The organism is Serratia sp. CY81684 (genome assembly GCF_052166595.1).
GTDB lineage: Bacteria > Pseudomonadota > Gammaproteobacteria > Enterobacterales > Enterobacteriaceae > Serratia > Serratia nematodiphila.
Genome location: NZ_JBJNOO010000006.1, coordinates 124,690 through 146,994 on the forward strand (window position 1 = coordinate 124,690; position 22,305 = coordinate 146,994).

Below are 22,305 nucleotides of genomic sequence, written 5' to 3' on the forward strand. Positions count from 1 at the left end.
CCGGCCCCTGCGGGATTACTGCTTCAGTTTCAGGGTGGAGATGATGCCTTCGGCTTCGGTCTGCGCCTGCTGCTGGTTGTCCGCCGGCAGCGTCACCTGAATGGTCAGCATGTTGTTGTTCAGCGAACCGATCAGGACGGAAGAATAGGCTTTCTCGCCGCCGCTGGTGATGATGCTGTCCAGCTGACGCAGCGGCACGCCGTTGACGTCGAGCGCTTTGTTGGTGATCACCTGCAGGTTGGCGTCACGCGCGCGCTGGGTGTTCTCCAGGCGCTTGGCCAGGGTCTCCAGGCTGTCGGCGGTCTTGTCGCCCAGGATGACGATCACTGCGCGCTGGCCGGTGCTGTCTGCGTAAACATGCATGTTGTTGGCCTGGTTGCCCAGCTTGCCGCTCTGATCCGCCATGCCGACCGGCAGGGTGAACGCCAGTTTACCGTCCAGCAGGCTCACCTGCTGCCCGGCCGGCGCGCTGGCCGCCGCGCCGTCCGTTGCCGCCTTGGTGTCTTTGGTTTCGCCGTCGCAGGCCGCGAGGCCAAGCGCCAGCAGGCTGATACCCATCAATTTCGCTACTTTACGCATCGGGCTTCCTTCTTCCTTTCCGGTAGGGATTCACTGTCGTATCGCAACCTATTCCAGGTTGAAATGCAAGGCAGATGTTGTCACAAGTTTTTTTCCAGTAATAGCCGATAATCAGCCACTTCGCCTTTCTTTTCCAGCTGAACAATCTGATAGTGGTGGGCGAACAGCATCGTCAGCATGGCGCGGAACCGGTTACGGGTTTTGACCGTCAGTTGGCGATAGCCCTGCGCCCGCGCCCAGCGTTCCTGTTCAGCCAACAAGGCTTGTGCCACACCGTGGCGACGAAATGCCGGCAGCACGCCGCCCAGCCAGCTGTAAAACACCGTTTCCTGCCGTTGATAACCGAGTTTGAAACCGGCCGGTTGCCCGGCTATCTCGGCGATCAACAGGCTGGCGGGGGCGGCGCCGATGCGCCGCTGCAGATCGGCCAGGCTATGCAGGCCGCCGAATTCGGGGATGCGTTGGTAAAGGCGGTGGATGTCTTCAAGCGTGGCGGTGCGGACGATTGGGGTCATGAGCGGCCTCCAAAGGATAGGGCCGCCCAGAATAACACGACTCAGCCCGGCTGCAGGCCGCCGCTGCGCGCCGCGATGCGTTTGAGCAGCATGTTCAGCAACACGCCGTACATCGGCAGGAAGAACAGTAGGCAGATCATCACCTTGAAGCTGTAATCCACCAGCGCGATCTCCACCCAGTTGTTGGCCATGAAGGGATCGCTGCTCTTATAAAAGGCGATGAAGAAGAACGCCAGCGTATCGCTGATGTTGCCGAGGAACATCGCCGCCGCCGGCGCCACCCACCAGGCGCTGCGTTGACGCAGGCGGTTGAAGACGTGTACGTCGAGGATCTGGCCGAGCACATAGGCCATAAAGCTGGCGACGGCGATGCGCGCCACGAACAGGTTAAAACTTTTCAGCGCCGCAAAGCCCTGCCATTCTCCCTGATAGGTGACGGTGGAGATCACATAAGAGATGAACAGCGCCGGCACCATCACCGCCAGGATGATGCGCCGCGCCAGCGGCGCGCCGAAGATGCGCACGGTCAGATCGGTCGCCAGGAAGATAAACGGGAAAGTAAAGGCGCCCCAGGTGGTATGGAAGCCGAAAACGGTGATCGGCAGCTGCACCAGGTAGTTGCTGGAGGTAATGATGGCGATATGAAACAGCGAAAGCCAGACCAACGCGGTAAAGCGCTGCTGTGCGGTAAACGAATACATGTTGTAGCCTTTTTAGCAGTGGGGTGAGGGAACCCAGTGTGTCTTGTCAAAACAGCAAAAAACGCTGCGCGGCGGCATGATACGCGTTTGCGCAACCAATGCAATGGTTAAATTTAACGCAAACGTTAACGCATCTTGCGCAGAAAAACTACCGGCGTAAACTAGGCGCTAATGAGATGCGGCGAGCGTTCGCCGATCGTTTTTGAACGAGAAAAATTGCATGACTGACTTATTTGCCCAGGCAGACCAGACGCTCGACGCGCTGGGGCTGCGCTGTCCGGAACCGGTGATGATGGTGCGTAAAACCGTGCGCCATATGGACAACGGCGAAACGCTGCTGATTATCGCCGACGATCCGGCCACCACCCGTGATATCCCGGGGTTCTGCCGCTTTATGGAGCACACGCTGGTGGCGCAGGAGACCGAACAGGTGCCATACCGTTATCTGCTGCGTAAAGGCGTCTAACGGCGGCGCGGCCGAGTTAAAAGTTCCCTCCCCCAAATGACAACGGGCGCGGTATGCCGCGCCCGTGTTTGTTTCAGAGCTTAGCTGCGCTTTCTCAATAGCCGCAGCGCGTTGGCGGTGACCAGCGCGGTGGCGCCGGAGTCAGCCAGCACCGCCAGCCACAAACCGGTCAGCCCCAGCAGGCTGGTGATCAGGAAGACCCCCTTCAACCCCAATGCGATGGTGATGTTTTGCCGGATATTGGCGTGGGTGGCGCGTGAGATGCGGATCATCTCCGCGACGCCCAGCAGCCGGTTGTGGGTCAGGGCGGCGTCGGCGGTTTCCAGCGCCACGTCGGTGCCGCTGCCCATGGCGATGCCGATGTTGGAGGCTTTCATCGCCGGGGCGTCGTTGATGCCGTCGCCGATCATCGCCGTCGGGCGCAGTTCGCTCAGTTCGGTGACCGCTTTGACCTTATCTTCCGGCAGCAGACCGGCGCGATAGTCGAGGCCCAGTTCGCCGGCGATCGCCGCGGCGGCGCGCGGGTTGTCGCCGGTCAGCATCACGCCGCGAATGCCCAGCGCGTTCAGTTCGGCTATCGCCTGTTTGGCGTCGCCGCGCAGCGTATCGCGCAGCGCCAGCAAGCCGATAGGCGCGCCGTCTTCCAGCACCACCACCGCCGTTTTGCCGGCGTTTTCCAGCTTGTCTACCTGGCTCTGCCATTGGGTGCCGAGCAGGCCCGGCGCCAGTTTGCCCGGCGCGCTGATCAGCACGGTCTTGCCGTCCACGATCCCTTCCACGCCGACGCCGGCCAGCGCGCGGCGCGCCTGCGCCAGCGGCAACTCAGCCCCGCTTGCGGCAGCGCGGTTGATGATCGCCTGCGCCAGCGGGTGATGTGAACCGGCTTCCACCGCGGCGGCAAGCTGCAACAGCCGTTGTTCGGTCAGCACACCGATAGGCAGCACGTCGGTGACCGTCGGCTTGCCTTCGGTCAGGGTGCCGGTCTTATCGAAGGCGATGGTTTGAATCTGGCCCAGTTGCTCCAGCGCCGCGCCGCCTTTAATCAGCGCGCCGCGCCGCGTGGCGGCCGCCAGTCCGGATGTGATGGCCGCCGGCGTTGAGATCACCAGCGCACATGGGCAGCCGATCAGCAGCAGCGTCAGGCCGCGATAGATCCAGGTATCCCACGGCTGCGAGAACAGCAGCGGTGGCACCAGGATCACCGCGACGGCCAGCAGCATAATGGCCGGGGTGTAATAGCGGCTGAAGCGATCGAGGAAGCGTTCGATCGGCGCGCGGCGCTCTTCGGCCTCTTCAATCAGCTGCAGGATGCGGTCGATGGCGTTTTTGCCGGGCTCGGATATCACTTTCATCTGCGCCGCCTGATCGACGGACAGGCTGCCGGCGGCCACTTTCTCCCCCTGTTGGCGCTCGACCGGCACCGATTCGCCGGTCAGGGCGCTTTCATCGAAGCTGGCGAACGGATTGAGCAGCTCGGCGTCGGCCGGCAGGCGCCCACCGGGCGCGATTTCAATCACGTCGCCGGGGCGCAGGCTGGCGACCGGCACGCGTTTGCGTTCCGTGCCTTGCAGCAGCAGCGCATCTTCCGGCACCAGCTCCATCAGCGCCTTCACCCCGCGCCGTGCGCGGTTGGCGGCGTAGGATTCCAGCAGTTCGCCGACCATAAACAGCAGCAGCACCATCGCCGCTTCGGCGGTGGCGCCGATGAACAGCGCGCCGATGGCCGCCACGCTCATCAGCGTTTCGATGGCAAACGGCGTGCCGGAACGAATCAAACGCAGCGCCTTGGCGGCGACCGGCGCCAACCCGACCAGCGTGGTGGCGATAAAGGCGATGCGGCCCAGCTCCGGGTTAACCCGATCCAGCACCCAACTGACCACCATCAGGGTGGTTAACAGCAGCAGCGGCGCGAATTCGCCGAAGCGTGAGGTTTTCGGCGCGGCGGCTTTGGCGGTCTGAGCGCCGAGCAGGGTAAAGCCGGCCTGGGCGACCGCGTCCTGGATCCGCAGGCTGATGTCGGACTGCGCGTCGACCACCAGTTTCTCGGTGGCGAACAACACGCGCGCGCTGTCGACGCCGGGGAGTGCGGTGACGGCATTTTCGATTTTCTTGGCGCAGCTGGGGCAGTCCATGCCGGTGACTTTCCAGCTGAAACGTTGGCTGCCGGAAGGGGGAGCGGCGGCCAGCCTGTCGCTTTCCTCGTCCGGATCGTCGGGCGCGGCGGTGCAGCAGCCGCTATCGCCATGATCGTGATGATGGTGGGCGTGTTCGGCCTGTGCGGTGGCGTTTTTCGGTTCGCTGCTGCAGCCGTGCTGAGTTTTGCTGTGGCTGTGGTTGCAGCCGCATCCGCCTTCGGCGTGGTGATGTTCCTGATGATTATGGTTTTGCTGATTGTGCATAACGTCCGCCTGCGGGCTGTTAAACGGGTTTGCTCAACTGACTCTACACCCTGGAGTCCACTCCAGAGTCAAGCGCCGGATGAGAATTATTGCTAACGGCGTTCAAGCGTAGAAAGGGGGTATTCATTCAATAATGAATAATGCGGATTTTAATCTATCGGCTTTTCTTATCCCCTATTGGGGCGAAAAGGCTCGCTGCCGTTAGTTTAAATAAGAAAATAATATTCCTATAGAAACTAAAAAATCGCCCGACCTAATAATAAAGAGTTATTAATCTATAACGCTTTAGCGAAATTTACCTTTTACCCTGAGTAAAGCCAGCATGATTCGCTTGAGTCTGCAGGCCGCATTGCTATTGAAGTTTGGTGCCAACTTATCCTCATCAAGTTTCATTTGCTTTGTAAAGAAACCTAAAAAGCAGCATAACAAACTTTCGTTGCGATAATAAATGGTTGATTATTTTATGTGCAGTTTTGCGACCCTGCCTATAATTGGAATCGATTACCATTTTTAATGGTGATCTTATTTGCTGATATATATGCATTAATTCTACCTAACACACTGCCGGTAACGGCGCATAAGCCCCTTCCAGCAAGCTTAAGGTTTATTAACCGTGGCTTACGGGGAGGTTATGTCTATCTGTCTGATTGATATCAATCAGGTAATGAGTGGAATCGAACCAATGCAATCTACTAAAAAGGCAATTGAAATTACTGAATCCAGCCTTGCGGCCGCGACAACCGGCTACGATGCTGTAGATGACCTGCTGCATTATCATGAGCGGGGTAACGGGATTCAGATTAATGGCAAGGATTCATTTTCTAACGAGCAAGCTGGGCTGTTTATTACCCGCGAGAACCAAACCTGGAACGGTTACAAGGTATTTGGCCAGCCGGTCAAATTAACCTTCTCCTTCCCGGACTATAAGTTCTCTTCCACCAACGTCGCCGGCGATACCGGGCTGAGCAAGTTCAGCGCGGAACAGCAGCAGCAGGCTAAGCTGTCGCTGCAGTCCTGGGCCGACGTCGCCAATATCACCTTCACCGAAGTGGCGGCCGGTCAAAAGGCCAATATCACCTTCGGCAATTACAGCCAGGATCGTCCCGGCCACTATGATTATGGTACCCAGGCCTACGCCTTCCTGCCGAACACCATTTGGCAGGGCCAGGATTTGGGTGGCCAGACCTGGTACAACGTCAACCAATCCAACGTGAAGCATCCGGCGACCGAAGACTACGGCCGCCAGACGTTCACCCATGAGATTGGCCATGCGCTGGGCCTGAGCCACCCGGGCGACTATAACGCCGGTGAGGGCAACCCGACCTATAACGACGTCACCTATGCGGAAGATACCCGCCAGTTCAGCCTGATGAGCTACTGGAGTGAAACCAACACCGGTGGCGACAACGGCGGTCACTATGCCGCGGCTCCGCTGCTGGATGACATTGCCGCCATTCAGCATCTGTATGGCGCCAACCTGTCGACCCGCACCGGCGACACCGTGTACGGCTTTAACTCCAATACCGGTCGTGACTTCCTCAGCACCACCAGCAATTCGCAGAAAGTGATCTTTGCGGCCTGGGATGCGGGTGGTAACGATACCTTCGACTTCTCCGGTTATACCGCTAACCAGCGCATCAACCTGAATGAGAAATCGTTCTCCGACGTGGGCGGCCTGAAGGGCAACGTCTCGATCGCCGCCGGTGTGACCATTGAGAACGCCATCGGCGGTTCCGGCAACGACGTGATCGTCGGCAACGCGGCCAACAACGTGCTGAAAGGCGGCGCGGGTAACGACGTGCTGTTCGGCGGCGGCGGGGCGGATGAACTGTGGGGCGGTGCCGGCAAAGACATCTTTGTGTTCTCTGCCGCCAGCGATTCCGCACCGGGTGCTTCCGACTGGATCCGCGACTTCCAGAAAGGGATCGACAAAATTGACCTGTCGTTCTTCAATAAAGAAGCGCAGAGCAGCGATTTCATTCACTTCGTCGATCACTTCAGCGGCACGGCCGGTGAGGCGCTGCTGAGCTACAACGCGTCCAGCAACGTGACCGATTTGTCGGTGAACATCGGCGGGCATCAGGCGCCGGACTTCCTGGTGAAAATCGTCGGCCAGGTAGACGTCGCCACGGACTTTATCGTGTAACACAGCAACGGAACGCCCGGCGCAGTCTCGGCCGGGCGTGATGCAGGAGCCCGGTATGAAAGGTACTTTAGCGCGCACCGCTTTGGCGGCGGGTGGCATGATGGTGACGAGTGCGGTGATGGCCGGCAGTTTGGCATTGCCGACCGCGCAGTCGCTGGCGGGACAATGGCAGGTGGCCGACAGCGAACGGCAATGCCAAATCGAGTTTCTGGCGCATGAACAAAGCGAGACCAACGGCTATCAGCTGGTGGATCGGCAACAGTGTTTGCAGAGCGTGTTTGCGGTGGAAGTCGTGGGCTGGCGCCCGGCTCCGGACGGCATCGCCCTGCTGCGGGCGGATGGCAGCACGCTGGCGTTCTTCTCGCGCGACGGCGATCTGTACCGCAATCAGCTGGGTGCGGATGATGCTTTGACGTTGAAAGCGCTGGCTTGATGAAGAAACGGGTTCGGCGCGCCGAACCCGCGGTAGGCCTCTACAGGTAGAGCGAACGCACGATCAGGAAGTGGCCGGAGAAGTAACAGAAAGCCACGATGGCGTCCGCCGCGCGGAAGGTGAAGCGGTAGCGGTTGAGCAGCCAAACCACGTTGGCCAGCAGCAGCAGCGAGGTGCCGGTCAGCAGCGAGAAGCCGAAATCGGTGCTGCGCAGGAAATATTGTTCGCCCGCTAGCCAGACCATCAGCAGCGTCATCGCTACGTAGGTAACGATCGGCCAGCGCATCTCTTCCAGCCGGGTCCAGACGGTGGCCAGCAGCAGTGCGCCGATCGCCAGCAGCGCCAGCGGCAGCGGCCAGAACAGGCTGAACGTCATCTGGCTGGCGAAACTCAGGGTGTACAGCAGGTGGGACAGGAAAAAGGCGCCGATGGCGTACAGCACCCGTTCGCGCGGCAACAGGAGCAATGCGTCGCCGATCAGCGTCGCCAGCAGGCCGAGTACGATCAGATAACCCGCAGCGCTGAGCACCGGCGCCTGCCAGGCCAACAGCAACAGCAGCAGCAGCGTGACGGGTTTGAACACCCAGCGCTGCCAGCGCGGCCCACGGTAAGAGGCGTCGACGAACAGCCAACCGGAAAAGAATACGGCAAGGAACGGCCAACTCATTAATGTCTTCCTTATGTATGAGGGAGCCGCAACAACCGGCTCCAAACTGTCACCAATGTCACTTCTTCATTTCAGTGTAGGTAGCCTGCCGGCGATCGACAATGCTTTCTTGAGAATGCTATGTTTACGCTGATTTAGCCGCGAAGGAAATGGGAAACCGATGAGTAAGCCACCGTTATTTTTTGTCGCCGTGATTGCGTTGATCGCCGTGCTGGCCACGCAACGCTACTTCAAGCAGCGGCAGCAGGAGGCGGAAAACGATCGCGCGCCGATGCGCAGTCTGCAGGTGACGGTGAGCGACAAACGCGCGGTGCCGGTCACCAAGACCCGCGCGCCGCAGCGCGAGCCGTTGGTCAATGAACCGATGAATTACGAGGTGGTGTTCAGCCCGGTACAGGGAGGTGAAGACATCCAGCTGCGGCTGAAGCAATGGCAGTACAACCCGATAGAAAAAGGCGCGCAGGGCACGTTGAACATGCAGGGCACGCGCTTCGTCTCGTTCACCGCTCAGCCGTAGCGGTCACTTCTTCTTGATGGGCGGCTGTTTCTTTTGCCAGGCCAGCAGCTCGAACACGCCAAAGATAAAGATCTTGGCCTCTTGCCAGTAGCTGATCGGCTGATCCTTCGGCTGGGTGGATTTCAACAGCACCAGCTGCAGGCCGTGCATCACCACCATAAAGAACAGCGCCACGTCGATGAAATACTTCAGCGGCTTGGGAAACGGATGGAACAGGTTAGAGAGCAGGAAGCCCCACACGCACAGCATCAGCAGGCGGCCCAGATTAATCAACATGGTCGGTTTTCTCTTGCGAACGAATATAAAGGCGATAGGCCACCTGGCCGGCGACCTTCTCCCGGTGCAGCTGCCAGCTGGCAGGCACGTCCGCCGCGGCGCTTTCCGCCTCGGCTTCTACATAGATCCAGGCCTCGTCGGCCAGCCAGCCGCGTTGCTCCAGCAACAGGGCGGTTTCCGCCAGCAGGCCTTTGCGAAACGGCGGATCGAGGAACACCACGTCGAACGGTTGACCATCGCCCGCCAGCCAGCTCAGCGCGTTGGTGTTGATAACCACCCCTTTGCCCTGCAGCAGCGCCAGATTTTTTTCCAGCTGCTGCGCCACCGGCCGCTCGAATTCCAACAGCGTGGCGCTGCCGGCATAGCGCGACAGCGCTTCCAGCCCCAATGCGCCGCTGCCGGCGAAACAGTCGAGGCAGCGCGCGCCCTGAATCACCGGCGCCAGCCAGTTGAACAGGGTTTCGCGTACCCGATCGGTGGTGGGGCGCAGCCCCGGGCTGTTCGGCACCGGGAGTTTGCGACCGCGCCATTGGCCGCCGATGATGCGGATCTGTCCGGCTGCGGCCTGGGGCGGTTTTTTGGCCGCCGCCCGTGGCGAGAGTCTTGTCATAAGCGTTGTTTGGTTTCTTTCGCGGCGCGGGGCCGCCGAGGTTAACGAAAAGTTGTCCCTATTCTACCGGTGACGGGCGTCGGGGGGAACGGTAAAACGTTGTTGTCTGATTTCACGCCGGAAAGCATGCCGGATGCGTGTTGCTGGGCGAGGGAAAGTGATAGACTCGGCGGATTATTGTCAGCATATATCCTTCAGGTATGGAGGGTAAGCGAGCCTTCGGTACGGAGTAGAGTCATAACATGGCAAAAGATAAGAAACGTGGGTTTTTCTCCTGGCTGGGGTTTGGCCAGAAGGAGAAGGAAGAAGAGCAACAGCAACCTGAGCCGTCGGTAGAGCAGGCGGAACCTCAGGCCGCGGAGACGCCGGCTGAACCGGTCACCGCCAAGCTGGATGACAAGCTCCCCGCCCAGGAATCTGAACCTGCCGCCTCCGTCGACACCCCGGGAGAGTGGGATAACGGTCAGGCCGGCGAGCAAATCGCGGAAAATCTGCCGGCAGCGGCCGAGCATCCGGCGGCGCAAGCGCTGGCCGAAGAGATCGTCAGCGTCACCGAACAGGTGGCGGCGCAGCAGCAACCTGTCACCGAACCCGAGCCGGTTGTCGAACCCGAGCCGGTCGTAGAGCCTGAGCCGGTCGTTGAGCCTGAGCCGGTCGTCGAACCTGAGCCGGTCGTCGAACCCGAGCCGGTTGTCGAGCCAGAGCCGGTCGTCGAGCCCGAGCCGGTCGTTGTGCCTGAGCCGGTCGTCGAGCCAGAGCCGGTCGTCGAACCTGAGCCGGTCGTCGAACCCGAGCCGGTCGTTGAGCCCGAGCCAGTCGTTGAACCGGAACCGGTTGTTGAACCCGAGCCAGTCGTTGAGCCAGTGCCGGAAGCGGAAGAAGAGCCGCTGGAACCCGTCGTGCCGGCCGCTGCGCAAGAGCAAGAGCGCCCGACCAAAGAGGGCTTCTTCGCGCGCCTGAAGCGCAGCCTGCTGAAGACCAAGCAGAACCTCGGCTCCGGCTTTATGGGGCTGTTCCGCGGTAAAAAGATCGACGACGACCTGTTCGACGAGCTGGAAGAACAGCTGCTGATCGCTGACGTTGGCGTGGACACCACGCGCAAAATCATCACCTCCCTGACCCAGCACGCCAGCCGCAAGCAGCTGAAAGACGCCGAAGCGCTGTACGGCAAGCTGAAGGAGGAAATGTCCGAAATTCTGGCCAAGGTCGATCAGCCGCTGGATGTCAGCGGGAAAACCCCGTATGTCATCCTGATGGTCGGCGTGAACGGCGTGGGTAAAACCACCACCATCGGCAAGCTGGCGCGCCAGTTCCAGGCGGAAGGCAAGTCGGTGATGCTGGCCGCGGGGGACACCTTCCGCGCCGCGGCGGTGGAGCAGCTGCAGGTGTGGGGTGAACGCAACCGCATTCCGGTGGTGGCGCAGCATACCGGCGCGGATTCCGCTTCGGTGATCTTCGATGCGGTGCAGGCCGCCAAGGCGCGCGGCATCGATGTGTTGATCGCCGATACCGCCGGCCGTCTGCAGAATAAATCGCACCTGATGGAAGAGCTGAAGAAGATCGTCCGCGTCATGAAAAAACTGGACGACCAGGCCCCCCATGAGGTTATGCTGACGCTCGATGCCAGCACCGGCCAGAATGCGGTCAGTCAGGCGAAATTATTTAATGAGGCCGTGGGCTTAACCGGCATCACGCTGACTAAACTGGACGGTACCGCCAAGGGTGGGGTGATCTTCGCCATCGCCGATCAGTTCGGTATCCCGATTCGCTATATCGGCGTCGGGGAAGGCATCGAAGATTTGCGGCCGTTTAAGGCTGACGATTTTATTGAGGCACTTTTTGCCCGAGAGGATTAATACGGATGATTCGCTTTGAACAGGTCAGTAAAGCTTATCTGGGCGGACGGCAAGCGCTGCAGGGGGTTGATTTCCATCTGCGCCCGGCGGAAATGGCGTTTCTGACCGGCCATTCCGGCGCGGGGAAAAGTACCCTGCTGAAACTGATTTGCGGTATCGAACGGCCCAGCGCCGGCCACATCTGGTTTGGCGGCCACGACATCAGCCGTTTGAAAAACCGCGAGGTGCCGTTCCTGCGCCGGCAGATCGGCATGATCTTCCAGGATCACCACCTGCTGCTGGATCGCACGGTGTATGACAACGTGGCGATGCCGCTGATCATCGCCGGCGCCAGCACCGAAGACATCCGTCGCCGCGTCTCCGCCGCGCTGGATAAGGTCGGTCTGCTGGATAAAGCGAAGAACTTCCCGATTCAGCTGTCCGGCGGTGAGCAGCAGCGCGTGGGCATCGCCCGCGCGGTGGTGAACAAGCCGGCGGTGCTGCTGGCGGATGAACCGACCGGTAACCTGGACGATGCGCTGTCGGAAGGCATTTTGCGCCTGTTTGAAGAATTCAACCGCGTCGGCGTGACCGTTCTGATGGCGACGCACGACACCGGGCTTATCGCCCGCCGCAATTACCGCATCCTGACGCTGAGCCAGGGCCGCATGCAAGGAGGCGCTCATCATGGCCAATAACGCAAAAACCGCCAAGAGCAAGGCGCTGCGCGGCGGCTGGCGCGAACAGTGGCGTTACGCCTGGATGAACGCCATCAAAGACATGCTGCGTCAGCCGTTGGCGACGCTGCTGACGGTGATGGTGATCGCCATTTCCCTGACGCTGCCGAGCGTGTGCTATATCGTGTGGAAAAACGTCAGCACCGCGGCCAGCCAGTGGTATCCAACGCCGCAGCTGACCGTCTATCTGGATAAATCGCTCGATGACGACGCCGCGCTGAAAGTGCTCGACGCCATCAAGGCGGAAGCCGGCGTGGAGAAGGTGAACTACCTGTCGCGTGAAGAAGCGCGCGGCGAGTTCCGCAACTGGTCGGGCTTTGGCGGCGCGCTGGACATGCTGGAAGAGAACCCGCTGCCGGCGGTGGCGATCGTCACGCCGAAGCTGAGCTTCCAGAGTTCGGACACCCTCAACACCCTGCGCGATCGCGTGGCGGCGGTGCAGGGCGTAGAAGAAGTGCGTATGGATGACAGCTGGTTTGCCCGCCTGGCGGCGCTGACCGGGCTGGCGGGCCAGATCGCGGCGATTATCGGCGTGCTGATGATTGTGGCGGTGTTCCTGGTGATCGGCAACAGCGTGCGTCTGAGCATCTTCAGCCGCCGCGACACCATCAACGTGATGAAACTGATCGGCGCCACCGACGGTTTTATCCTGCGGCCGTTCCTCAACGGCGGGGCGATGCTGGGCTTTGCCGGCGCGCTGCTGTCGCTGGTGCTGTCCGGCGCGCTGGTGTGGCAGCTGGAGTCGGTGGTCGCCGGGGTAGCCAAGGTATTCGGCACCACCTTCACCCTGCACGGGCTGGGCTGGGATGAGGCGCTGCTGCTGCTGATCATCTCCGCGATGATCGGCTGGATCGCCGCCTGGCTGGCGACGGTGCAACATTTACGCCGATTTACACCACAGTAAGATTTTTTTGGTATACTCTTCTCCTGCTGCTTTTGATCGCGTTGCGGGAGAAGAGTGACCTCAAGCGAAGTCAGCACCATCCCTCTCTTCTTAGCGCACAAATTCCCTATCGGCCTGCACCTTCGTCACGTATTGTCAGCAACAATGCTTGCAAAAAAGGGTGAACTTTTAGGGCGGAGTACGGTCAAAAATTGCAGCAAATGTTAAGGTGCCCGGCGTGTGGAACCGCTTTTGCTTCAGCAACTGCCGTAGAATCAATCATTTCCCCGCTGTAATAATCACCTGCATGATTTTGTATTCTCATAGAGAGGGTTTGAATGACCAAAGAAATGCAAACTTTAGCCTTAGTACCCCAAGGTAGCTTGGAAGCCTATATCCGGGCAGCCAACGCCTATCCGATGCTGACGGCAGAGGAAGAGCGGGAGCTGGCTGAACGGCTGCATTATCAGGGCGATCTGGATGCCGCTAAGCAGCTCATCCTGTCTCACCTGCGCTTTGTCGCTCATATTGCCCGCAACTATTCAGGCTATGGTCTGCCGCAGGCGGATCTGATTCAGGAAGGCAATATCGGCCTGATGAAAGCCGTTCGCCGCTTCAACCCTGAAGTCGGCGTGCGTCTGGTTTCCTTTGCGGTGCATTGGATTAAGGCGGAAATCCACGAGTACGTATTGCGCAACTGGCGCATCGTGAAAGTGGCGACCACCAAAGCGCAGCGCAAGCTGTTCTTTAACCTGCGCAAAACCAAACAGCGTTTGGGCTGGTTCAACCAGGACGAAGTGGAACTGGTGGCCCGTGAGCTGGGCGTAACCAGCAAAGACGTGCGCGAGATGGAATCTCGCATGGCGGCGCAGGACATGACGTTCGATCCGACTCCGGACGACGAGGCCCGCGATGGCCAGTCGATGGCGCCGGTGCTGTACCTGCAGGACAAGAGCTCGGACTTCGCCGAAGGCATCGAGGAAGATAACTGGGAAAGCAACGCCGCAGACAAACTGGCCTATGCGCTGGAAGGTTTGGACGAGCGCAGCCAGCATATCATTCGTGCCCGTTGGTTGGACGACGACAACAAGTCGACGCTGCAGGAGCTGGCCGATCAGTATGGCGTTTCCGCCGAGCGCGTGCGCCAGTTGGAAAAGAACGCCATGAAGAAACTGAAAATGGCGATCGAAGCCTGAGTCGATGCGAGATTCGATAAAAAAGCCCGGCAAGCCGGGCTTTTTAGTGCCTGAAATCCGGCGCTATGGCGCCACGGCGGCAAAGTCTGGCGCCGGGCAATCGTAGCCGAATTTCGCCGCCCACGGGTAGCGGGTGCCGGTGTTGATGTAGCGCTGATAAAGTGCCCGGCCAGTTTTGGCGTCGCGCTTGATAACCCAGCTGGCGGCGTTACACAGCACGGCGGCATAGGCCTGGCTCTTCGGCGGCAGCAGATCGGCCGCCTGCTGCGCCAGCCCAACCGCCTGCCAGCGATAGTGCAGGAAACGGTTGTCTTCCGCCGGTAGCGCCGCCTTGGCGCGTGCCGCTTCCGCACTGTCGATCCAACTTTTGTGCTTCAGCTCGCGGGTATCGAACGCATCCCCCAGATAGGAATAGCCGGCGCCATAGATGGCGTAGTCCGGCGTCATCTCATAGCCGGTAAACTCCAGCCCCTGGGCGCGCAGCAGGTTGGCGGCGCGATAGTAAGCCTGCGCACGAGCCAGCGGTGCGGCGGATTTGTCCTTGGCGGCCTTCAGCTCGTCGGCGTACTGCTGCGCCGCCTGCCGGTAGTTGGGGATATCGAAGTAGGCCAGCGCCTCCGGCGCTCTTCCGGCGCGCATCAGCCGCCGCGCCAGCAGTTCGCGCAGCTGCACCTCCGGCGTGATCTGCTGGCCGCCGTAGTCGTCCGGGTTAACCGGCTTGAGCGGCGTCGTCGGCGCCGGGGCGTGCTTATCGACAAAGCCTTTCAACTCATCGACGGTCAGCACTCGCTCCGCCACATCGGCCACGTCGGCCCAATAGAGCGCCTTGCCGCGATACAGCAGGTCCATCGCCTGCAGATAATCGCCGCGGTTCAGCGCCAGGATGGCCTGTTCGCCAGCCACCCGGCATTCGGGCACGATGGTTTCCGCAACAAAGTCGGCGTTGCGTTGCTCGCCCCAGCTTTCGTCGGTGGGGAATGCGCTTGCCGCCTTGGCGTAGGCGGCGGTGGCGGCTTTCACATCGCCGTCGCGCAGCGCCATTTTGGCGCGCAGCCACCACGCCAGGCCGCTGTCGCCGGCGTTTTTCAGCAGGCTTGCCGCCATCGGGTACTGCCCGGAGCGGTAAGCCAATGCCGCCAGCCGATCGCTGCCGGCGAAGCCGCTTTTCACTGAGCCGTCCAGCAGCGTCAGGATCTGGTTGATGATTTGTGCGGAGCGGCCGTTGCCGTCGGTATCCGCCATTTGCAGGTTGCCGCTGCGGGCGAACAGCTCAATGGTCACCAGCTGTTGGATCAACGGATCGCCGATAACCTGCTTCAGCGTGTCCAAATGGTCGGGATTGACCAGGAAGCTGGAAACGTACTGCAGCGACTGCCCGCCGCTCGGATCGCCCTGTGCCGCCTGCTGTGCGTACAGGTGGGCGGCGGGGGCGACGTCACCCAGCCACAGGTGGATGCGCGCCTGTTGCCCAAGGCTGCTCAGCGCCAGCTGATCGGGATCGGCGGTACCGTTTTTCACCCGATCGATCACCTGCTGGAATGCTGCCAGCGCCTGTTCGAGCGCGGCTTTTGGCGGATGCTCGGCGGCGGGGGCTGTTTCACCGGATTCATTCACCGGCGTTCCGTGGTCCGCCATCAGTACCCGCCCCAGCGAATACTGCGCCCGCAGCCCCCAATCGCCCTGCTCGGCGGTCGGTAGCTTCAGCACCTGCTGGAAATAGTCTGCGGCGCGCGGATCGTGGCTGGCGAAAGCCACGGCGCCCAGTTGATAGAGACGCGCAGCGTTGGACAACCCTTGCGTATTGACGGCGTCAGCCTCTTCCACCGTTTTGGCGGCGCGCATTTTGCCGATCGCTATCGTTTCCGGCGATTGCGGCATCGGTTTCGGCGGCATCGGCGGCGGCGGGGCCTGCCAGTGCGGCAACTGACTGTCTGCCGGCACCAGCCGACCGGCTTCGAAGGCGAAATTGCCCTCCGGCATATACAGCAGGGTGCCGTTGCGATCGATCAGCAGCCGGTTAGGAAAATCCGGGCCGCAGGCATAGCCGTTCAGCGGCAGCGCCAGCGCGGCGCCGATCAGCATGGCCAGCGGAAGAAGGCGGCGGGTGTTCCGTGCCGCGCGCGTATCAAGGTGTGACAAGGGTGCCTCCTGGCGTCAGTTGTTGGCAGCGCAGCCAGCCCAGCGGCCGGGATTGCCCGGCGCGCAGCTGATCGCCGCTGATGCGAATAAAGCGTTGCCGTTGCGGTGCGGATTCCAGCCGGTAGTTGCCGACCGCGTCCGCCGCCAGACAGTCGTCGGCGCGGATGATGACTTCTTGCGGCAGCGGGGCGTCCACCGGCCCGTTGTTATGAATTATCAGATCATACAGCCCGTTTTGCTGTGGCTGAGGCCTAAATTTTACCTGCCAGTCGACATTCAGCGGCCGCCGTTCGATCACCGCTCGCAGCGTGGCGAGCGACCAGGCGCGCCGATCGTCCGCCAGCGGCAAGCGGAACCAGATAATGCCGCGCAGCCGGGGCGGCGTTTTCTGCGCCAGCGTTTGCAGAAAATCGGCGATCTGCTGCGGCGCGACCGTCAGTTCGCGGCCGTTGCCCGCCACGCGCAGCGAGGATTCGCTCTCCACCTGCGCGCCCTGCGCATCAAACCCCAGCAGCGCCATGCCGTAGGCCGGCAGCGCGACGCGAAACGGCTTCGGTGTGACGGCGGCGTACTGCCGCACCCAGCGTAGCGCCAAGGGGCCGTCAAACAGCCCCTGCTGCGGCGAGAGCACCGCATGCACCTGCAGGACGGAGCTGTCGGCCTGTTGCAGTACGCCGGGCAGGTCGGGCGAGCCGATCCAGGCCGGCAGGGCGGTGATGCCGAGTTGCAAAGCGGCGGGCAGCCGTTGGCGTAGCCGCTGCAGAAAGCGTTGATAGTCCGGCAGGCGGGCGGTGGCGGCGTCATGATCGATCTCGACGCCGGTGACGTGCAGCCCGTCCGCCTGCCAGCGTTGGGTGAGCGCCAGCAGCCGCTGGATAATGGCTTCCTGGTCCAGCTGCGGCAGCTGGCCGTCGAGGCGCGCCACCAGCCAGAGCGGGCGGCCGTCCTGCTTCAGCAGGCTGAGATCGGCCGGGATTTCCCGCCAGCCCTCGCGTGGATGCACCTGCAGCGCCAGCACCCGCAGCCCGGCGAACAGATCGCGGCTGCGCGCCAGTGCATCGGCGTGTTGCGGTGTCCAAACCCGCTGCCAAACGTAAACCTGCTGATCCCAGCCTGAGGCCTGGCGCAGCGCCTGCTGACGCCCGGCGAACCAGGCCGCCAACCCCAGCGCAATCAAAACCAGCGCCGCCAACCGGCGTTTCATTTTTGCCAGAGATCGCCCTGCGGCGCGAAGCCGCAGGCGCGCATGAAGTTATCGACTTCCCCACGTTCGCGCGGCGCCAGACCGGCGGTCGACAGCTGCCAATGGGCGACCTGCGGCAGCTGACGCTGTGCATCTTGCACCAGGTAAAGACCGACGCCGCGGCGGCGCGTCACTTCGCGCACCAGCAAGTCCTGCAGCTCGGCGCGGTCATCCTGCAGCGCAATTTTCACCGCGCCCAGCAGACGCTCGTTGAAGCGGGCGGCGAACAGCGCCTTGCCGCCGCTCAACCAGCTCTGCCACTGTTCCGGCTGCTGATGCGGCCAAATTTTACCGAGATCGATAAGGTCTTGCGGGGACAGCGCGGTCAGGCGCTCGATGGTCAGTTTCATGCAGAATTTCCGCGCAGCTAAATGATGCCGACAGTGTAATAGATCTTGTGCAGAGCGTTGTGTAAGTTTTTCTGTACGATTACTGTGCAATATGTTTTTTGCACGGGGCATTTTCCGAGTAAATAGTTAGTAAAGGGATTGTTAACCAGCACAACGCGCTACGCCTCAAGGTAAACGGCGCAGATTTAATTCGAATTTTATCCTGTTTACACCGCTTGTTTCTGCCTGATGAAGTTGATTTGCAGCAGAAAATTCCTGTTTAATGGCATGAAAAATAAAGTCTTATTATAAAATGATGCCGAAAAAGCGCCTAAATCATTATTACTTATAACAAAAGCGGTCAATAACGATCGGGCGCAGGCAAACACAACAGGTACGTTCACAACGACAGATGGGGATTTGCGGATGAAATTAACAACAGGTAAGGCACTGCTGGCGGGTTGCATTGCGATGGCCATGAGCCAGGCGGCTATGGCGAAAGACATCAAGGTGGCGATCGTCGGGGCGATGTCCGGCCCGGTCGCGCAGTATGGCGATATGGAGTTTACCGGCGCGCGCCAGGCGATTGCCGACATCAACGCCAAGGGCGGCATCAAGGGCGACAAGCTGGTCGGCGTGGAATACGACGACGCCTGCGATCCGAAACAGGCGGTTGCGGTCGCCAACAAGGTGATCAACGACGGCATTCGTTACGTGATTGGCCACCTGTGTTCCTCTTCCACCCAGCCGGCGTCCGATATCTATGAAGACGAAGGCGTGATCATGATTACCCCGGCGGCCACCAACGCCGATCTGACTACTCGCGGCTACAAGATGATCCTGCGCACCACCGGTCTGGATTCGGATCAGGGCCCGACCGCCGCCAAATACATCCTCAGCGATATCAAGCCGAAGCGCATCGCCGTGGTGCACGATAAGCAGCAATACGGCGAAGGCCTGGCGCGCTCGGTGCGCGACAGCCTGAAAAAACAGGGCACCGAAGTGGCGATGTTCGAAGGCATCACCGCCGGCGACAAAGACTTCTCCACCCTGGTGGCGCGCCTGAAGAAAGAGAATATCGATTTCGTGTATTTCGGCGGTTACTACCCGGAAATGGGCCAGATCCTGCGTCAGGCCAAACAGGCCGGGTTGACCACCCGCTTCATGGGGCCGGAAGGCGTGGGTAACTCCTCGCTGTCCAACATCGCCGGCGCCGCCTCGGAAGGCATGCTGGTGACGCTGCCGAAACGCTACGATCAGGTGCCCTCCAACCAGCCGATCGTCGATGCGCTGAAAGCCAAGAAGCTGGATCCGACCGGCCCGTTCGTCTGGACTACCTATGCCGCGCTGCAGTCGCTGACCACCGGGATGGAGCGCAGCGGCAGCCAGGAGCCGGCGGACATCGTCAAGGATCTGAAAACCGGCAAACCGGTGGACACCGTGATGGGGCCGCTGAGCTGGGATGACAAGGGCGACCTGAAAGGCTTCGAGTTCGGCGTGTTCGAGTGGCATGCCAACGGCACGTCCACACCGATCAAATAAGCCATAATGATTAGGGTGGGGCGCAGTTTGCTGCGCCCGGCGGGTCGGCTTGCCGGCCCCGTCTCCCTTTACCCGCCGGTTCTCCGTCGGCGGGTTTCGCAGCCAAGGGTTCAGAGTATGTCAGAGCAGCTCCTCTATTTTCTGCAGCAGATGTTCAACGGCTTAACGTTGGGCAGCACCTATGCATTGATCGCCATCGGTTACACCATGGTTTACGGCATCATCGGCATGATCAACTTCGCCCACGGCGAGGTGTACATGATCGGCAGCTATGTCTCCTTTATCGTTATCGCCGCCCTGATGATGCTCGGCATCGACGTCGGCTGGTTGCTGATCGGCGCCGCGTTCCTGGTCTCGATCGTCATCGCCAGCGCCTACGGCTGGAGCATCGAGCGGGTAGCCTACAAACCGGTGCGCAACTCCAAGCGCCTGATTGCGCTGATCTCGGCCATCGGCATGTCGATATTCCTGCAAAACTATGTCAGCCTGACGCAGGGTTCGCGCGATCTGGCGCTGCCCAGCCTGGTGACCGGCCAGTGGGTGCTGGGGGAAAGCAACGGCTTCGCCGCCACCATCAGCACCATGCAGCTGACCATCTGGCTCGTGACCTTCCTGGCGATGCTGGCGCTGACGCTGTTTATCCGCTATTCACGCATGGGCCGCGCCTGCCGCGCCTGCGCGGAAGACCTGAAGATGGCCAGCCTGCTGGGCATCAACACCGACCGGGTGATCTCGCTGACCTTCGTCATCGGTGCGGTGATGGCGGCGGTGGCCGGGGTGTTGCTCGGCCAGTTCTACGGCGTCATCAACCCTTACATCGGCTTTATGGCCGGTATGAAAGCCTTTACCGCTGCGGTCCTGGGCGGCATCGGCAGCATTCCCGGCGCGATGATCGGCGGCCTGGTGCTGGGCGTGGCGGAAGCGCTGACCTCCGCTTATTTGAGCACCGAATACAAAGACGTGGTGTCGTTCGCGTTGCTGATCGTGGTGCTGCTGATCATGCCGACCGGCATTCTTGGGCGTCCGGAGGTTGAGAAAGTATGAAACTCAATCTGCTTAATGCGCTGATCGCCACGGCGGTGCTGTTCGTGATGGCGTCGTTCCTGATGGGCATGCAGCTCAGCCTGGACGGCACCAAACTGGTGGTGCACGGCGCGGCGGAAGTGCGCTGGATGTGGATCGGCATCGGCTGCGTCATCGTCTTTTTCTTCCAGCTGTTGCGCCCGCTGCTGCAGCAGGGCTTGAAAAAGGTCTCCGGCCCGGCGTTCGTGCTGCCGAGCTTCGACGGCACCACGCCGCGGCAAAAGCTGCTGGCGGCTCTGCTCATCGTCGCGGCGGTCGCCTGGCCGTTCCTGGTGTCGCGCGGCACGGTGGATATCGCCACCCTGACGCTGATCTACGTGATGCTGGGCCTCGGCCTCAACGTGGTGGTGGGTTTGTCCGGTCTGCTGGTGCTCGGCTACGGCGGTTTCTACGCCATCGGCGCCTACACCTACGCGCTGCTGAATCACTATTACGGTTTCGGATTTTGGGAGAGCCTGCCGCTGGCGGGTATCGTCACCGCCGCCTTCGGCTTCCTGCTCGGTTTCCCGGTGCTGCGGCTGCGCGGCGACTACCTGGCGATCGTGACGCTCGGCTTCGGCGAGATCGTGCGCATCCTGCTGCTGAACAATACCGAGATCACCGGCGGGCCGAACGGCATCAGCCAGATCCCGAAACCGACCTTTTTCGGCCTGGAATTTAACCGCAGCGTGCGCGACGGCGGTTGGGATACCTTCCATAACTTCTTCGGCCTGAAATACGATCCGAGCGATCGCATCGTGTTCCTGTACCTGGTGGCGCTGCTGCTGGTGGTGCTGACGCTGTTCGTCATCAACCGCCTGCTGCGCATGCCGCTCGGGCGCGCCTGGGAAGCGCTGCGTGAAGACGAGATCGCCTGCCGCTCGCTGGGCCTCAGCCCGACGCGCATCAAGCTGACCGCCTTTACCATCAGCGCCGCCTTCGCCGGGTTTGCCGGCACGCTGTTCGCCGCGCGCCAGGGTTTCGTCAGCCCGGAATCCTTCACCTTCGTCGAGTCGGCCTTCGTATTGGCGATCGTGGTGTTGGGGGGCATGGGCTCGCAGTTCGCGGTCATTCTGGCGGCGATCCTGCTGGTGGTGTCGCGCGAGCTGATGCGCGATCTGAATGAATACAGCATGTTGCTGCTGGGTGCGCTGATGGTGCTGATGATGATTTGGCGGCCGCAGGGGCTGTTGCCGATGAAACGGCCGCAGCTGAAGCTGCAGGCGGCGGACATTCACGCGGGCAAGGGGGAACAGGCATGAGCGTTCAACCTTTACTTCAGGTGGAAGGCCTGTCGATGCGTTTCGGCGGGCTGCTGGCGGTCAACAATGTGGCGTTGACGCTGAACGAAGGCGAAATCGTGTCGCTGATCGGCCCCAACGGCGCCGGTAAAACCACGGTATTCAACTGCCTGACCGGTTTTTACCGCCCGAGCGGCGGCACCATCAAATTGCGCGATCGCCATCTGGAAGGGCTGGCGGGGCAGGCCATTGCCCGTATGGGCGTGGTACGCACCTTCCAGCATGTGCGGCTGTTCCGTGAAATGACGGTGATTGAGAACCTGCTGGTGGCGCAGCATCAGCACCTGAAAAGCGGCGTGTTCGCCGGGTTGCTGAAAACCCCGGCCTTCCGCCGCGCCGAAGCCGAGGCGCTGGCGCGCGCGGCGGAGTGGCTGGAGCGCGTCGGCCTGCTATCGATGGCCAACCGTTCGGCGGGCAACCTGGCCTACGGGCAGCAGCGTCGGCTGGAGATCGCCCGCTGCATGGTGACCCGGCCGGAGCTGCTGATGCTGGACGAACCGGCCGCCGGCCTCAACCCGAAAGAGACCGACGAGCTGGATCATCTGATCGTCGAGCTGCGCGATCGGTATAAGGTCTCGGTGCTGCTGATCGAGCACGACATGAAGCTGGTGATGGGCATTTCCGATCGCATTTACGTGGTGAATCAGGGCACGCCGCTGGCGCAGGGCACACCGGCGGAGATCCGTAACAACCCGGACGTGATCCGGGCTTATTTGGGCGAAGAATAAT

22 protein-coding genes are annotated in these 22,305 nt (G+C 61.1%); 12 read left to right on the top strand and 10 right to left on the bottom strand.

The window, feature by feature from the left end; translation table 11 throughout:
* Positions 1–15: 15 nt before the first annotated feature.
* From ACJ8QF_RS21405 to ACJ8QF_RS21415, 3 genes are all read right to left on the bottom strand, one after another.
* Entirely contained in the window at positions 16–579 is a 564-nt protein-coding gene (locus ACJ8QF_RS21405) for a DcrB family lipoprotein (protein WP_015376277.1), read from the bottom strand.
* 80 nt (positions 580–659) lie between these two features.
* Positions 660–1,094: a GNAT family N-acetyltransferase gene (locus tag ACJ8QF_RS21410; RefSeq protein ID WP_197753752.1), complete on the bottom strand. Its 435-nt coding sequence runs from the start codon at positions 1,092–1,094 to the stop codon at positions 660–662.
* A 41-nt stretch (positions 1,095–1,135) separates the two neighbouring features.
* Positions 1,136–1,795 carry a 7-cyano-7-deazaguanine/7-aminomethyl-7-deazaguanine transporter gene (locus ACJ8QF_RS21415; protein ID WP_442537849.1) on the bottom strand — a complete coding sequence of 220 codons (660 nt, stop codon included), beginning with the start codon at positions 1,793–1,795 and terminating at the stop codon, positions 1,136–1,138.
* Between the two features lie 220 nt (positions 1,796–2,015).
* On the opposite strand from ACJ8QF_RS21415, the gene tusA reads away from it, so the two are divergent.
* Complete coding sequence (tusA, locus tag ACJ8QF_RS21420; protein WP_004934314.1) at positions 2,016–2,261, top strand: sulfurtransferase TusA; 246 nt, start codon at positions 2,016–2,018, stop codon at positions 2,259–2,261.
* 80 nt (positions 2,262–2,341) lie between these two features.
* On the opposite strand, the gene ACJ8QF_RS21425 is transcribed toward tusA, so the two are convergent.
* Positions 2,342–4,660 carry a zinc/cadmium/mercury/lead-transporting ATPase gene (locus ACJ8QF_RS21425; protein ID WP_442537850.1) on the bottom strand — a complete coding sequence of 773 codons (2,319 nt, stop codon included), beginning with the start codon at positions 4,658–4,660 and terminating at the stop codon, positions 2,342–2,344.
* Positions 4,661–5,342: 682 nt separating this feature from the next.
* On the opposite strand from ACJ8QF_RS21425, the gene ACJ8QF_RS21430 reads away from it, so the two are divergent.
* Positions 5,343–6,806 (top strand): serralysin family metalloprotease, encoded by a 1,464-nt coding sequence (locus ACJ8QF_RS21430; protein ID WP_033631502.1) that lies wholly within the window; start codon positions 5,343–5,345, stop codon positions 6,804–6,806.
* 55 nt (positions 6,807–6,861) lie between these two features.
* Entirely contained in the window at positions 6,862–7,239 is a 378-nt protein-coding gene (locus ACJ8QF_RS21435) for an AprI/Inh family metalloprotease inhibitor (RefSeq protein WP_325962712.1), read from the top strand.
* Between the two features lie 40 nt (positions 7,240–7,279).
* On the opposite strand, the gene ACJ8QF_RS21440 is transcribed toward ACJ8QF_RS21435, so the two are convergent.
* Positions 7,280–7,906: a lysoplasmalogenase gene (locus ACJ8QF_RS21440; RefSeq protein ID WP_015376282.1), complete on the bottom strand. Its 627-nt coding sequence runs from the start codon at positions 7,904–7,906 to the stop codon at positions 7,280–7,282.
* Positions 7,907–8,066: 160 nt separating this feature from the next.
* Between ACJ8QF_RS21440 and ACJ8QF_RS21445 the strand changes: the two genes are divergently transcribed.
* Positions 8,067–8,423: a DUF2500 domain-containing protein gene (locus ACJ8QF_RS21445; RefSeq protein WP_015376283.1), complete on the top strand. Its 357-nt coding sequence runs from the start codon at positions 8,067–8,069 to the stop codon at positions 8,421–8,423.
* Between the two features lie 3 nt (positions 8,424–8,426).
* Here ACJ8QF_RS21445 and ACJ8QF_RS21450 read toward each other — a convergent pair whose 3' ends face one another.
* Together ACJ8QF_RS21450 and rsmD are read right to left on the bottom strand one after the other, a co-directional pair.
* Positions 8,427–8,699 (bottom strand): DUF1145 family protein, encoded by a 273-nt coding sequence (locus ACJ8QF_RS21450; RefSeq protein WP_004934327.1) that lies wholly within the window; start codon positions 8,697–8,699, stop codon positions 8,427–8,429.
* Positions 8,689–9,309, bottom strand: coding sequence for a 16S rRNA (guanine(966)-N(2))-methyltransferase (gene rsmD / locus ACJ8QF_RS21455; RefSeq protein WP_015376284.1), 621 nt, complete (start codon positions 9,307–9,309; stop codon positions 8,689–8,691). The genes ACJ8QF_RS21450 and rsmD overlap by 11 nt, the downstream gene beginning before the upstream one ends.
* 242 nt (positions 9,310–9,551) lie before the next feature.
* On the opposite strand from rsmD, the gene ftsY reads away from it, so the two are divergent.
* The 4 genes from ftsY (at position 9,552) to rpoH (ending at position 13,960) form a co-directional block, all read left to right on the top strand.
* Complete coding sequence (gene ftsY / locus ACJ8QF_RS21460) at positions 9,552–11,165, top strand: signal recognition particle-docking protein FtsY (protein ID WP_325962711.1); 1,614 nt, start codon at positions 9,552–9,554, stop codon at positions 11,163–11,165.
* A 5-nt stretch (positions 11,166–11,170) separates the two neighbouring features.
* Entirely contained in the window at positions 11,171–11,842 is a 672-nt protein-coding gene (gene ftsE, locus ACJ8QF_RS21465; protein ID WP_004934337.1) for a cell division ATP-binding protein FtsE, read from the top strand.
* Positions 11,832–12,785, top strand: coding sequence for a permease-like cell division protein FtsX (ftsX, locus tag ACJ8QF_RS21470; protein ID WP_004934340.1), 954 nt, complete (start codon positions 11,832–11,834; stop codon positions 12,783–12,785). The genes ftsE and ftsX overlap by 11 nt, the downstream gene beginning before the upstream one ends.
* 317 nt (positions 12,786–13,102) lie before the next feature.
* Complete coding sequence (rpoH, locus tag ACJ8QF_RS21475) at positions 13,103–13,960, top strand: RNA polymerase sigma factor RpoH (RefSeq protein ID WP_004934345.1); 858 nt, start codon at positions 13,103–13,105, stop codon at positions 13,958–13,960.
* 63 nt (positions 13,961–14,023) lie between these two features.
* Here rpoH and ACJ8QF_RS21480 read toward each other — a convergent pair whose 3' ends face one another.
* Genes ACJ8QF_RS21480 through panM form a run of 3 tightly spaced genes read right to left on the bottom strand, consistent with a single transcriptional unit; the run spans position 14,024 to position 17,692 of the window.
* A complete protein-coding gene (locus tag ACJ8QF_RS21480; protein WP_325962771.1) occupies positions 14,024–16,042 on the bottom strand; it encodes a hypothetical protein in 2,019 nt (672 codons plus the stop codon).
* A gap of 43 nt (positions 16,043–16,085) precedes the next feature.
* A complete protein-coding gene (locus ACJ8QF_RS21485) occupies positions 16,086–17,303 on the bottom strand; it encodes a DUF3142 domain-containing protein (RefSeq protein ID WP_325962710.1) in 1,218 nt (405 codons plus the stop codon).
* On the bottom strand, positions 17,300–17,692 hold the full coding sequence (gene panM / locus ACJ8QF_RS21490) for an aspartate 1-decarboxylase autocleavage activator PanM (protein WP_004934355.1): 393 nt from the start codon (positions 17,690–17,692) through the stop codon (positions 17,300–17,302). The genes ACJ8QF_RS21485 and panM overlap by 4 nt, the downstream gene beginning before the upstream one ends.
* 405 nt (positions 17,693–18,097) lie before the next feature.
* On the opposite strand from panM, the gene ACJ8QF_RS21495 reads away from it, so the two are divergent.
* The 4 genes from ACJ8QF_RS21495 to livG all read left to right on the top strand — a co-directional run bounded on the left by ACJ8QF_RS21495 (position 18,098) and on the right by livG (position 22,304).
* Entirely contained in the window at positions 18,098–19,213 is a 1,116-nt protein-coding gene (locus ACJ8QF_RS21495) for a branched-chain amino acid ABC transporter substrate-binding protein (protein WP_265261783.1), read from the top strand.
* A 117-nt stretch (positions 19,214–19,330) separates the two neighbouring features.
* Positions 19,331–20,257, top strand: a complete 927-nt coding sequence (gene livH / locus ACJ8QF_RS21500; protein ID WP_015376290.1) for a high-affinity branched-chain amino acid ABC transporter permease LivH — start codon at positions 19,331–19,333, stop codon at positions 20,255–20,257.
* Complete coding sequence (locus ACJ8QF_RS21505; RefSeq protein ID WP_049241602.1) at positions 20,254–21,537, top strand: high-affinity branched-chain amino acid ABC transporter permease LivM; 1,284 nt, start codon at positions 20,254–20,256, stop codon at positions 21,535–21,537. Before livH ends, ACJ8QF_RS21505 begins: the two co-directional genes overlap by 4 nt.
* The gene (gene livG, locus ACJ8QF_RS21510) at positions 21,534–22,304 is read left to right on the top strand and encodes a high-affinity branched-chain amino acid ABC transporter ATP-binding protein LivG (RefSeq protein ID WP_265261782.1); all 771 of its coding nucleotides are present in this window, start codon (positions 21,534–21,536) and stop codon (positions 22,302–22,304) included. Before ACJ8QF_RS21505 ends, livG begins: the two co-directional genes overlap by 4 nt.
* Position 22,305 lies beyond the last annotated feature (1 nt).